Source organism: Pseudomonas sp. R84, assembly GCF_009834515.1.
Taxonomy (GTDB): Bacteria; Pseudomonadota; Gammaproteobacteria; order Pseudomonadales; family Pseudomonadaceae; genus Aquipseudomonas.
In genome coordinates, this window is the sequence record NZ_CP019426.1 from 1,614,409 (window position 1) to 1,627,657 (window position 13,249).

The following is a 13,249-nucleotide window of genomic DNA, read 5'->3' on the forward strand; positions in this document are numbered from 1 at the left end:
CGATGAGTTATGTTTTTAGCGATATGGAAAAAACAGCGATCTTTAACGCAGCCAATATTTGCAAAGGTATGAGGCTTCTCTCAAAAAAAATTGAGTACGAGGCACTGGGAATGGCGGGGGCTAGCTGCGCTCCCCTGTATCAAAAACTATTCGAGATTATTGGCGGAAGAGTTTCCGACGTTACCGCTGTCGATAAAGAGGCTGGAAAAATTCTGAAAAGCGCCAGGCTCTGGCTTGCCGTGGCCATTGATGCCAACGGTGGAAACGGTGCCTACTCCGCCCTGATTCGCGGCTACACCTCGCGGCAAGGTGAACTGAGATTGAATAAAATTTTCAGTGAAAACCTGATGCAGCTGTCATCCAATCAGGTCGCCGTCAATTTCATCAATACCTTGATCGACGGATCCCTCGCGGGTCGGCTGGCACCCTGGACGGTTCCATCCATCAGCCAGATTGCAGAGATTGATGCCAGTGCGATCGGCAAGGCACTGTTTAGTGAGGCTTGCGGAGAGAAGGATACAGCCGTGAGCCATAACGCCGGCTGGTCAGGGACAGTCGGATTCAGCCTGTTGGGTGGAGCGCCGCCCTATGAAACCTGGAGATTGATCTCCGCTGGTGATTCGCAAGGGGAAGATGGCGGCACGCCGACTCAAGCAAAAGCCAACAGGCTCGATGACTATAAAAATATCCTGTTCGCCATCGATTCCTACAGCGTCGGATTGCGAGCGGCGATCAGCAATTTCGGCGTCAACCCATTGCAAAGTCTGCTTTCCGTCGTGCCAGAGCAAATCAATATCGCGCTCGCCAGTGGCAGCCTCAATCCGCTGATTCAGCATGTCGTTCAAGGCACGTCTGTTTCCGCCGCAGTCGACCTGATATTGCGCTATGGCCAGAATGAATTCCTGGACATGTTCAAGCGCACCTACGACGGCGATTCAGCAGCGCCAGCTACCACCGATGAAACCTTCGCCACCAACGCTTACGCATTCTTCTCGGCATTTTCACCAGAGCAGTCCCAAAGCATCGTCACCCGTTCGATAGGCGAATACGGAAACGCCAATTCATGGGCAAAACTGGCTGGCGAGTCGACACCCATCGGCCTTTCGTTGCGCAATTCCCTGAAGCAACTCAGTGAAATCGTCATTGAGCGAGCTGACGGTTACCCCGGACGCGAACTGGAACTCTACGATCCGCTGACCGGCGAAGGTTTCATCACCGCGCAATGTCTTGCCGATCGTGCGCAGATGTTGGCCCGGTTGATTGCTCGAACTCAGGGCTCGTTTGGAGAACACTCGCTGCAGAAGTTTTCCTACGTCGATCTCGCCTCAGCCAAACAGGTGCCAATGACGACCGGTGTGTTGAACCCGCTGGTCATGTTCGGCGATGACGGCTCGCGGTCTTTCGCGGGCGGTACGAACACTGATCATCTGTATGGCGGCGCGGGCAATGACACGATCAACGGGCTGGCAGGTCACGATGTCATCGAGGGTGGGGGCGGCAACGATTTGCTTGGCGGAGGCGACGGCAATGATGCGCTGTACGGAATGGCCGGTGATGATGTTTTGCGCGGAGGAAAGGGTAACGACTCTTTGATCGGTGGCGAAGGCAGCGACCGCTATGAGTTTTCCAGCGGTGATGGCATCGATGAGATCTTCGACGCCAACGCCAATGGGCAGCTGTGGATCAACGGCGCGCCGATTCCTTCACTCAAACGTCGCGCCCCTTTGAGCAATATCTGGTGGACCGAGGATCAGGCCATCACCCTGACCCTCATCGAAGAACTCAGCGAACCCACGCTCAATATCAAATATGGCCTGAACGATCTCGTCGTTATCAAGAACTTCCGCCCCGGGATGCTTGGCATCCGACTTCCCGAATACCAAGGCCATACGGTCTCTGCTCCCGATCTGGTTCTCCAGGGCGATTGGAAAGCGAAAGATATCGAGCCCAATGTTCCCGGTGATCAGTTCTCATACGATGAGTTGGGCAACGCCTTGCTATTGCCCAACATAAAACAGAGAAACAAAGCCGATGTGCTTTACGGCTCTGCAAAAGACAACGTCATTCTCGGACTTGGTGGAGCAGACCGATTATTCGGCAAGGACGGAAACGATCAGTTGTTTGGCGATAAACAGATGACGCTCGAAAAGGCCATGGCCGCTGGCGACTCTAAAGGGAAAACAGCTCGAGGCGATTGGCTTGATGGCGGTGCTGGTCACGATTTGCTCATCGGTACGGCATCCCAGGACGTGCTTCTGGGCGGTAACGATCGGGATACGCTGATTGGAGGTGCGGGAGATGACATCTTATCAGGCGATGAAACGACCGGCGCGCTAGAGCAGAAATGGGGATTCAAACGCGTCGAAGTGCTTATAGACGGTGGTGTCACCAGTCACCGAACTGTCTTTTCAAAGGCCTCCTTTAATAGTTCGACGCAGGGCGATAACGATGTTCTCTACGGCCAGGGCGGCCGCGATGTTCTCAATGGTGGATGGGGCGACGATCTGCTTGATGGCGGAACTGAAGATGATCTTCTTGGAGGGGATGGCGGGAATGACACCCTGGCCGGAGGAAGTGGTAACGACACATTAATGGGAGACAACCTCGATTGGGGCGGTGGCCTGCAAAGCAAACACCATGGCAACGATGTATTGGACGGTGGCAGTGGCGATGATTGGCTCGCTGGTAACGGTGGAGCCGATGCGATTTATGGTGGCTCAGGCAATGACACTCTCCACGGGGATGACGATGTACTGAACGGCGTTGCCGGTGACGCCGCCCACTTTTTTGCAAATGACCTGCTGGACGGTGGTGCGGGAGACGACAAACTTTTGGGCGGCGGGGCGAATGATCTGCTGTTCGGAGGTGAAGGTAACGACGCGCTGGCCGGGGATTATGCGGAGCATCCAATTCGGTACCACGGCAATGATTTACTTGATGGTGGAGCGGGCGATGACACACTTCAGGGAATGGGTGGCTCCGATACCCTGATCGGTGGGGCAGGAGCTGACGCGCTGGATGGCGATGTGTCCAACCTGCAGTCAGGTGGAATCAACAATGATTACCTTCAAGGCGATGAAGGAAACGATACCCTTCTGGGAGGCTTGGGCGCCGACACGCTTTATGGCGGCGCAGATGATGACATTTTATCCGGCGACTACGAGCAGACAGCCGAAGCCGAACATGGCGCAGATTATCTGGACGGTGGTTCAGGCAACGATACCTTGCTGGGCGGTGGTGGCAACGACACGTTGTTGGGCGGGGAGGGTGTAGACCACCTTCGCGGCGATTCCGGCAATAACGTTTTTGATGGCGGGGCCGGTAACGATGTGATGGAGGGCCATGACGGCGCTGATGTTTACTATTTCGGGGTGGGTGATGGTCTTGACGTTATCACCGATTCAGGTGGCAGCAATATCATCAAATTCGGGGCGGGGTTTTCTGCGCAAAGTCTAAAAGCCGACATCATTGATGTTTCCGTAGGCCGGGTATTGCGGGTGTTCAATGGCGAGGGTGACGCCATCCTTATCCGGAATTATGAAGAGTGGAAGAATTCAACGTTCACATTTAGCGATGGTGTCATTCTCGGCTATCAAGAAGTCATGAAAAAAACGCTGCCAGCTGTAGAAGTCAGCGAGCCGCCGGCAGGGGATGTGCTGGCCAAAGAAGAAGATAAAGACATCATTGCAGACGAAGCCCCGGTTGCTGTTCCGGACCAATCAGGGATCGTTGTTCCTGGTGAGGAACGAAGTAATGCCATTGATCATAATGTTGGCTGGACCGACAGGTTCCTGGCGGAGCTCAATGCAAAGCGCTCCGCAAGCAGGCATTTAACAGGCTTTACCTTGAGCAAACCAGGTGTTTGGATTCGGAGCTATATAGCCACCAGCGATACGGGATATATCACCCACACTGACGTGGTAAATGAAAGCACCGAAACGGGTACATTGTCTGAAACACCTCAATGGATGGGGCCTGCCACTGGTGACGCGGTATTTAGCGAAAGACAGACAAACTCTACATCCCAATCCAGTTTTCGAGAGGTAAAGAAAGAGGGCATTACGGCGCCGTCATCGCTGAAACCGCATTATTTTCGATCTGGCACTGCCAGCGGTTTTTCATTCAAAATCGGCGACGTAATTATCGCGGATAGAAAAGATTCAGGCGCTATTGAAGGGTGGTACGTCTATCCCGCTGAAAGTTTCGCGGCGGACGAAACTGTCCGCAGGGAATTTCGGCGGGATGTCACAACTGAAACGGTCAAACATAAAGTTGTCCACGGCGACGATGCCGGTGGGCGAGTTAATGTCGAAGTCGGCAATCTTTTCCAGGGTGGTGCAGGCGATGACCTGATCGTCGCCTATTCCGGTTTTCAACTTGATTATGGCTCTGTTAATGACAGGATACCGGGTGCCTTTCTGTCCGCCGGGGCAGGCAACGATACCCTGCTCGGTTCTGAAGGCGCTGATTATCTAGTAAGCGGCGCAGGGGATGATTACCTGTACGGTGAAAACGGTGCCGATACTTACATCGTGCAGGCGCATGCTGGCGCAACGACCATTATCGCGGATGTGCAGAATCCGGTTTTTCTTCGACCTGAAGTAGGTGTTGCCGGATGGAAGGACGAGTATGGATTGGTCGATCAAGATACTGTCGTGCTTCCAGAGGACGCGACGCAGGAGAATTTGCAGCTCAGTTGGGGCGCAACACTCATTGAAACGGTAAATGTTGAGTTGGCACCTGATCCACGTCGTGATGCCTATCGACATCCGCCGCGGGCGAAAATGCTCTATTCGACACTCGATATTAAATGGGGTGGGTCGCAGAAAGTTCGCATTGTTCTACCCAATGTCGGAGATGTCGAGGGTTCCGGCATTGAGATTATAAAATTTGCAGATGGCTCAAGCGTTACTCTCAAAGAGCTGTTTGGCTCCCGTCAGCTGGGTCCTGCCCCGGATACTTATCACAATGGTCTCTTGGTCGATAATGCGGCCAGTGGCAAATCTATGAGAGATGGTCAAGCGCTGCCACTGGTGGGAAGTCACGGTAATGACACTCTAAGCGGCGCAGGTGAAATCAGAGGTATGCAGGGACATGATGTGCTGTTGGGGAGTGTCGACGATGATGTGCTGCTCGGCGGTCCCGGTAATGACACATTGTCTGGTGGTGCTGGCAACGATCTCTATAAATACGATGGTCTTGGAAGAGACTTGATTAACAACACCGGGGGTGGGATCGATGGAATCGATTTTTCTGGTGTGGATCTATCTATTGAACAATTAAGGTTTCATCGCGATCAGGATGATCTTGTCATAGTGGTCAGTTATGGCGTGGGGCCCAAGATTCGAGTGGCTAATCATTTTTCTGGAGGCGAAAGCGCGATTGGGTTCATAAGGGTTAGCGGTGAAGGAAAGACAGTTCAAGACTACACCGCAATGCAAATTGCCGAACGACTGCATCCTCTTCCACCACTGCGTGATGTAGAGGATATTCTTGTAAAGGAAAATGAAGAGTCGCAACTCGCATTGGCCGAAATAATTCAGTTCTACGAACTGAACATGTGACCGCGATAACTTCAGATTGAGGGGACCGCGATGGGACCCAGAGGTGATCATCGCGGGCAATCAATCTCAATACTGCGTCAAATCCGCCAACGGATGCCGCCCCTCCCAGACCTTGTGAAAGTGCGCTTCAACCACCGCATCCGGCACATTGTTAATGTCTGGCCAATGCCAGTGCGGCTTCTGATCCTTGTCGATCAACCGTGCGCGAACCCCTTCGCTGAACTCCGGATGCCGGCAGCAATTGAGGCTCAGGGTGTATTCCATCTGAAAGACTTCGGCCAGTGACATGTGTCGGGCACGGATGATCTGTTCCCAGACCAGATGCGCGGTCAGCGGCGAGCCTTCGCTCATGGTTTTCGCCGCGCGGGAGATCAACGGGTCGCTGCTGTCGCGTTGCAGGCTAATGGCTTTCCAGGCGCAGGCGATGTCGCTGACATCGAGCAATTCGTCGATCTGCTGGCGACGCGGCAGCCACTGCGCCTCGGGCATCTGCGCCACGGCTTCCTGTTGCAAGGCCTTGAGCAGACTGTTGAGTTGCACGTCGGTCTGTTCCTGCCAATTGAGCTGCAGCAGGCCTTCGATCAATTGCGGCTGCTGCTCGTCGAGCAGGAAACGATCGGCCAAATCCAGATCGATTGCATCACGAGCGTTCATGTGCGCGCCGGTCAGTCCGAGGAACAAACCGAGCTTGCCCGGCAATCGCGCGAGAAACCAACTGGCGCCGACGTCGGGATACAGACCGATGGTGATTTCCGGCATCGCCAAGCGGCTGCTCGGCGTGACGATTCGTGTGCTGGCGCCTTGCAGCAAACCCATACCGCCGCCAAGCACATAACCATGGCCCCAGCAGATCAGCGGTTTTGGATACGTGTGCAAGCTGTAATCCAGACGATATTCCGCGCTGAAAAACTGCGCGGCCAGCGGTGGTACTTCGCCAGGGTGGGCGCGACAAGCCTCAACCAGGCTGCGCACCTCGCCGCCGGCGCAGAAGGCCTTGGCGCCATTGCCGCGCAGCAGCACGCAGACGATTTGCGGATCTTTGGCCCAGGCGTTCAACTTATCGCTGAGGGCGTTGATCATCGGCAGCGACAGCGCATTCAGCGATTTTTCGGCATCCAGGCTGGCGATACCGATGCGGGCGCCGTCGGTGCCGGTGAGTTCTTCGAAGTGCAGATTCATCGTGACCTCGATCGGGAATTTGAACGATCAGTATGATCGTTGTGTGGGAAAGTGCCGGATCTGCATCAGATCAATTGACAAGCGTGGTCGGCTTTCCTAGGGTTCGCCCCATTGTTTTTGCCGGGTATGACCATGACTGCTGACGACCGTATCAAACTCGAACCGAGCTGGAAGGAGGCACTGCGTGCTGAGTTCGACCAGCCTTACATGGCAGAGTTGCGCCAGTTTCTGCAGCAGGAGCGGGCAGCCGGCAAGGAAATCTATCCGCCGGGGCCGATGATTTTCAATGCCTTGAACTCGACGCCGCTGGATAAAGTGAAGGTGGTGATCCTCGGCCAGGACCCTTATCACGGCCCGGGCCAGGCCCATGGCCTGTGCTTCTCGGTGCAACCGGGTGTGCCGGCGCCGCCGTCGCTGGTCAACATCTATAAAGAGTTGAAGCGCGACCTGAACATCGATATTCCCAATCACGGCTACCTGCAGAGCTGGGCCGATCAGGGCGTGTTGATGATCAACACCACCATGACCGTCGAACGCGCCAACGCCAATGCGCACAAGGACAAGGGTTGGCAGTTTTTCACTGACCGGATCATTGAACTGGTCAGCGAGCGCCAGCCGCATCTGGTGTTCATGCTCTGGGGCGCGCATGCGCAGAGCAAGCAGAAGCTGATCGACGCGACCAAGCATCTGGTGCTGACGTCGGTGCATCCGTCGCCGTTGTCGGCGTATCGCGGGTTCTTGGGTTGCGGGCATTTCAGCCGGACCAACAAGTTTCTTGAGCAGAATGGCGAAACGCCGATCGAGTGGCGTCTGCCGCCGATTTGATGGGCTGACTGAGCCGGCCCCTTCGCGAGCAGGCTCGCTCCCACATTGGTTTTGCGGCGTTCACCTGACCAATGTGGGAGCGAGCTTGCTCGCGAAGAAGGCAACTCGGTCTTGCAGGCTTACTCGGGATTACGATTCCAGTACTTGAACAACGGCTCCGCCAGAAACAGCACAAACAACAGCCGCATTACCTGCATCGCCGTCACCAGCGGCACCGACAATTGCAGCGTCTCCGCCGTCAGGCTCATCTCGGCAATCCCGCCGGGCATCATGCCCAAGGTCAGCGAGCGCAGATCCAGATGGGTCAGCGCACTCAAGCCCAACGCCGCCAACGTTGCGATCAACATGGTCAACGCCGTGCCAATCAACGTCCGTCCCATGAATGAAGGCGCGCGGCGGAAGAACTGCCGGTTGAAGTGACAGCCCAAGCCACTGCCAATCAACCACTGGCCAATCTGACTGCCGCCATTGGGCAAACCGATGTGCAAGTCCCAACCAATGCTTACTGCCGCACTCACCAGCAACGGTCCGAACAGCCACGGATTGGGTTGGCGCAAACGCTGCCAGAGCCACGCAAGCAAACCACCCGCCGGAAACAGTATCGCCAGCCAGCGCCAATCGACGCTGCCAGCGTGAGAAATCGGATTGCCGTCGCCGAGCAAATACTTGAACGCCGCCGGCACACACAACACCACCACCAGAACGCGCAGACTCTGCCCCGCCGCAACGTGGCTAAGCATCGCGCCGTTACGCGCGCCGAGATTGACCATCTCCCCGGAACCGCCGGGCATGCTCGAGAAAAACGCCGTGGCGCGATCCTCACCGGTGCGGCGCATCAACCAAACGCCGACCACCGCCGAGACACTGGTGACCAGTGCCCCAAAGAAGATCAAACCGAAATGACTGAGCACCTGCTCCATCACCACCGGGGTGAAGTGCAGGCCGATGCCGATGCCGACAATCCACTGGCCGCACTTGCGGCCGCCAGGGATTTCCGTGAGTTGCCACGGGGTCAGGCAGCGCACGAGGATGATCGCCAGCAACGAGCCGACCATCCACGGCAGTGGCCAGCCGATCTGGCTGGCGAGGTAGCCGCCAAGCAGACCGACCAGCGGGGTTCCCCACCAGGATCTCAGTGAGGTGCGATCAAACATCGGCGATGGCGCGACGCGCGACCGAACGTTTGCGCCAGATACGTAGCAGCGGCATCAGCAGCATGATTGCGGTCAGTACCCAGACACCGAAGGTGATCGGGCTCGACCAGAGGATCTCCAGTGCACCGTTGGAAATCGACAGCGCCCGACGCAGGTTCTGCTCCATCAAGCCGCCGAGAATGAAGCCCAGCAACACCGGCGACAACGGGAAGTCGAGCTTGCGCAGGATGTAACCGAAGATGCCGATGCCGACCATCAGGAACAGGTCGAACGTGGTGGCGTGTACCGCGTAGACGCCGATCCCGGTGATGATCGCGATCACTGGTACCAGTGCCCAGTTCGGCACGGCGAGGATGCGGGTGAAGATGCGGATCATCGGAATGTTGAGGATCACCAGCATGATGTTGGCGATGAACAACGAGGCGATCAGGCCCCAGACGATGTCCGGTTGCTGTTGGAACAGCAGCGGGCCGGGAGTGATGTTGTACAGCGACAGCGCGCCGATCATCACCGCCGTGGTGCCCGAACCTGGAACGCCCAGCGTCAGCATCGGCACTAAAGCACCACACGCGGAAGCACCGATGGCAGTCTCCGGCGCGGCGAGACCGCGAGCATCACCCTGACCGAATTTGCCACTGGCACCGGCGATGCGTTTTTCAGTCATGTAAGCCACAGCGCTGGCCAGTGTTGCGCCGGCACCCGGCAACACGCCCATGATGAAACCGAGCAGGCCGCAACGGATGTTCACCACGAACACCGACGAGGCTTCCTTGAAGTTGAACATCATCCGCCCGGTGGCTTTCACCGCTTCCTGACCGCGATGGGTTTTCTCCAGCAGCAACAGAATCTCACTGACCGAGAACAGGCCCAGCACCAGCACGACGAACTGAATGCCGTCAGTCAGGTGAATGTTGTCGCCGGTAAAGCGGTAAACACCGCTGTTGGCGTCGATGCCGACGCTCGACAGGAACAGGCCGATCAATGCCGCGATAAAGGTTTTCAACGGTCGATCACCGGCCATACCGCCGAGACAGACAATCGCAAACACCATCAGCACGAAGTATTCCGCCGGGCCGAAGGCAATCGCCCATTTCGCCAACAACGGCGCGAACAGGACCATGCCGCAAGTGGCGATAAACGCGCCGATAAACGAACTCCACGCCGACAGCGACAGCGCAACACCGGCCAGACCTTTGCGGGCCATCGGGTAACCGTCGAGGGTGGTCATCACGGTCGATGCTTCACCCGGAATGTTCAGCAGAATCGAGCTGATCCGCCCGCCGTATTCGCAGCCCAGATACACCGCTGCGAGCAGAATCAACGCCGATTCCGGCGGCAGGCCGAGAGCGAAAGCAATCGGGATCAGCAGTGCCACACCGTTGATCGGGCCTAGACCCGGGAGCAAGCCGACGACTGTGCCGATCAGTGTGCCGGTCAGGGCCGTGACCAGATTATACGGGCTCAGCGCGACGCCGAAGCCTTGACCCAAATAACCGAGGGTATCCATATCAGTTCTCCAGCACGTCGAGCAGGCCAAGGGGCAGCGGAACGTCCATCACACGGTCGAACAGCAGGTACAGACCGATGGCCATCAGCGTGGTGACTACGATGCTCGGCATCCAGCGACCGCCATACAAACGCGCCATCGGAATGCCGATAAGGATGCTGCTGAGGATGAACCCCAGCGGTTCGAACAGACCGGCGAACACCAGCAGCAGTGCGACGCAGATGGCGATCTTGGTCAGGGTTTCGCGATCCAGTGGCGGCTCGTCTTCACTGTGTTTGATCGGCGCCGGGCGAAACACCATGTACAGCAGCGCCGCGCCCATCAGGCCGAGCATCAGCAAAGGAAAGGCGCGCGGGCCGACCGGTTCGTAGGAAAAAGCCGCTTGGTACGGCCACGCCATCAGTGCCAGACCGGCGCAAACCAGCAACAACACTGAGGCGAAAATGCGTTGAATAAGCATGGGAGCTCCTGTGCCGCGTCCACGCAACCGGGAACGCAGCCGCTAGACAGAGGCGATCACTGAATCAGGCCGAACTCTTTGGCCAGCACTTTGTAGTCCGCAACCTGCTTCTTCACGTAGGTGTCGAGCTCCGGGCCGGTCATGGCGAACGGGAACAGTTCACGCTGATCGCGCAGCTTGGCGAACTCGTCGGAGGCCAGCAGTTTGTCGAACGAGTCTTTCCACCAGGCGTAGTCTTCATCGCTGACTTTTGGCCCCAGGTAGAAGCCGCGCACCACCGGCCAGACGATGTCGTAGCCCTGCTCGCGAGCGGTCGGGATGTCTTTCATCTCCGGCTCGTCGAGACGCTTGTCGGCAAACACCGCGAGCAGACGCATGTCGCCGCTCTGGATGTGCGGCATGGAGTCGGAGATGTCGGTACTGCCGACCTGGATGTGGCCACCGAGCAGGGCGGTGGCGATTTCGCCGCCACCTTCGAGGGCGACGTAACGCAGGTCACGCGGGTTGATCCCGGCAGCCTTGGCGATCAGTGCGGTTTGCATCCAGTCCTGGCTGCCGACGGTACCGCCGGAGCCGATCACCACCGAGCTTGGATCTTTCTTCAATGCCTGAACGAGATCGTCGAGGGTCTTGTAGGGCGAATCGCTTTTCACTGCGATGGCGCCGTAGCTGGTGCCGACCGCTGCCAACCAGCGCACGTTGGTTTCATCGAAGCGACCGAACTTGCCTTGGGCCAGGTTCAACAGCGAACCGCTCGACCACGCGACCAGCGTGCCGGCATCGGCAGGACGCTGAGCGACTACGGCGTTATAGGCCACCGCGCCGACACCACCGGGCATGTAGGTCACACGCATCGGTTTGCTCAGCAGTTTCTGGTTGACCAGTGCGCTCTGCACCAGTTTGCAGGTCAGGTCGAAACCACCGCCGGGGGAGGCCGGGGCGATACATTCCGGACGTTTCGGTTCGGCCATCAGTTGGCCGGCAAACAGGATGCAACTGGCGGCCAGTGCAACTTTACGCAGTGACAGGTTCATTCGATTCTCCACGGGCATTGTTGTTATTCGACGTGTTTTTCTTCAACTGGCCATTACCACAGCGCAACGCTGTAGCTCACCAGCAAACGCACTTCGTCTGCATCGCGAGCCGAGTAGTTGGAGCGGTAAGTGGCATTACGCAAACGCACGGCGACATCCTTCAAGGCGCCGCTTTGTACTACATATTTGATTTCGGTGTTGCGTTCCCACTCTTTGCCTTCTTCACCGTTCTTGAGCTTGATGTTGTCACCGCTCAAGTAGCGGCTCATGAAGCTCAGACCAGGAATGCCGAGCTTGGCGAAGTCAAAGTCGTAGCGAGCCTGCCAGGAGCGTTCTTCAGCACCGGCGAAATCGTTGATCTGCACGAAGTTGACCAGGTACGGGTCGCTGCCATCGACATAAGGGAAGGCACTGTCGCCAGACATGTGCTGGTAACCGGCGCTGAACTTGTGGCCGCTCAGCGCATAGCTGACCAGGCCGTTGAGCGAGCGGTTGTCGATTTCGCCGCCGCGGGCCGCGCCCTTATCATCACTGACGGCGAAACGCAGGTCAGTGGCAAACGTGCCCGGGCCCATCGGCCGTGAAGCAACCAGGCCGAAGAAGTGCTGGTTGTAGACTTCGTCGAGTTGGGCGAAGTGGTAACTGCCGGTGATCTTGTCGGTGAACTTGTAGTCCACGCCGCCAAAATCAAAGTGCTTGCCAGCGGCGGTGCCGGCAAAACGGCTGTTCTTGTTGTTGAGGGCGATGTCTTCGAAATCGGTGCTGTCGCGATCCTTGGCTTTCTCCAGACGGCCACCGGTGAAGGTCAGGTTCTTGATCTCTTTGGAGGTCAGCAAGCCGCCTTCAAAGGTCTGCGGCAGGATGCGCCCGTCGTTGGGTTTGAGGATCGGCAGTTCGGGAATCAGGCTGCCGATTTTAAGTTCGGTGGCAGAGATTTTCACTTTGCCGGTCAGGCCGACTTTCGAGTACTCGTCTGCCGCGCGCCCGTCGTCGTGGGTTGGAAGCAGGCCGGTGCCGGTGCGGTCCGGACTCGAATCGAGTTTCACCCCAAGCATGCCCAACGCATCAACACCGAACCCCACGGTGCCGTCGGTGTAACCCGATTGCAGATTGAGCATGAAGCCCTGGGCCCATTCGTCACGCTTGGATTGCTGGGCGCTGGTGCCATCGCGAAAGTCGCGGTTGAAATACATGTTGCGGGTTTCGAAGGTGGCGCTGCTGTCTTCAATGAAGTCGGCAAAACTCAACGGCGAAAAACCGGCAAGGGCGGCGGCACTGACGAGGGCGGTGTGGCTGAAACGGGAAGGGTGAACAGACGTGGACGCCTGAGGCTGCATGGACGGCATGCGGGTGTACTCCGTTTATTGTTCTTATTGGTCGAAAACGCTTCGAGGCGTTTTTCTTTGCGCTGTGTGGCATCAGCGACGGCAGTCGGAACTGTCCGTGGGCCGACTCTAACCAGCTAACCTTTCGCTAACCTTTCAGCAGACTTTCAAGGTTTTCGGGCTTCACAGCGGCGGTTGCGG

At 57.1% G+C, this 13,249-nt stretch carries 8 protein-coding genes; 2 read left to right on the forward strand and 6 right to left on the reverse strand.

Going from position 1 to position 13,249, the window contains the following annotated elements:
• The first annotated feature begins 2 nt into the window (after nucleotides 1-2).
• Complete coding sequence (locus tag PspR84_RS07300) at nucleotides 3-5,564, forward strand: calcium-binding protein (RefSeq protein WP_160056532.1); 5,562 nt, start codon at nucleotides 3-5, stop codon at nucleotides 5,562-5,564.
• A gap of 66 nt (nucleotides 5,565-5,630) precedes the next feature.
• On the opposite strand, the gene PspR84_RS07305 is transcribed toward PspR84_RS07300, so the two are convergent.
• On the reverse strand, nucleotides 5,631-6,743 hold the full coding sequence (locus PspR84_RS07305) for an enoyl-CoA hydratase/isomerase family protein (RefSeq protein ID WP_160056534.1): 1,113 nt from the start codon (nucleotides 6,741-6,743) through the stop codon (nucleotides 5,631-5,633).
• 132 nt (nucleotides 6,744-6,875) lie between these two features.
• Between PspR84_RS07305 and ung the strand changes: the two genes are divergently transcribed.
• Entirely contained in the window at nucleotides 6,876-7,568 is a 693-nt protein-coding gene (gene ung, locus PspR84_RS07310; RefSeq protein WP_007911441.1) for a uracil-DNA glycosylase, read from the forward strand.
• Between the two features lie 119 nt (nucleotides 7,569-7,687).
• Here ung and PspR84_RS07315 read toward each other — a convergent pair whose 3' ends face one another.
• The 5 genes from PspR84_RS07315 to PspR84_RS07335 are packed head-to-tail and all read right to left on the reverse strand — an operon-like array spanning nucleotide 7,688 to nucleotide 13,069.
• The gene (locus PspR84_RS07315; RefSeq protein WP_160056536.1) at nucleotides 7,688-8,722 is read right to left on the reverse strand and encodes an AbrB family transcriptional regulator; all 1,035 of its coding nucleotides are present in this window, start codon (nucleotides 8,720-8,722) and stop codon (nucleotides 7,688-7,690) included.
• Nucleotides 8,715-10,229: a tripartite tricarboxylate transporter permease gene (locus tag PspR84_RS07320; protein ID WP_007911435.1), complete on the reverse strand. Its 1,515-nt coding sequence runs from the start codon at nucleotides 10,227-10,229 to the stop codon at nucleotides 8,715-8,717. The genes PspR84_RS07315 and PspR84_RS07320 overlap by 8 nt, the downstream gene beginning before the upstream one ends.
• 1 nt (nucleotide 10,230) lies before the next feature.
• On the reverse strand, nucleotides 10,231-10,689 hold the full coding sequence (locus PspR84_RS07325; RefSeq protein WP_007911434.1) for a tripartite tricarboxylate transporter TctB family protein: 459 nt from the start codon (nucleotides 10,687-10,689) through the stop codon (nucleotides 10,231-10,233).
• A gap of 56 nt (nucleotides 10,690-10,745) precedes the next feature.
• Nucleotides 10,746-11,723, reverse strand: a complete 978-nt coding sequence (locus PspR84_RS07330) for a tripartite tricarboxylate transporter substrate binding protein (protein WP_034153137.1) — start codon at nucleotides 11,721-11,723, stop codon at nucleotides 10,746-10,748.
• 53 nt (nucleotides 11,724-11,776) lie between these two features.
• Nucleotides 11,777-13,069: an OprD family porin gene (locus tag PspR84_RS07335; protein WP_160056538.1), complete on the reverse strand. Its 1,293-nt coding sequence runs from the start codon at nucleotides 13,067-13,069 to the stop codon at nucleotides 11,777-11,779.
• Nucleotides 13,070-13,249 lie beyond the last annotated feature (180 nt).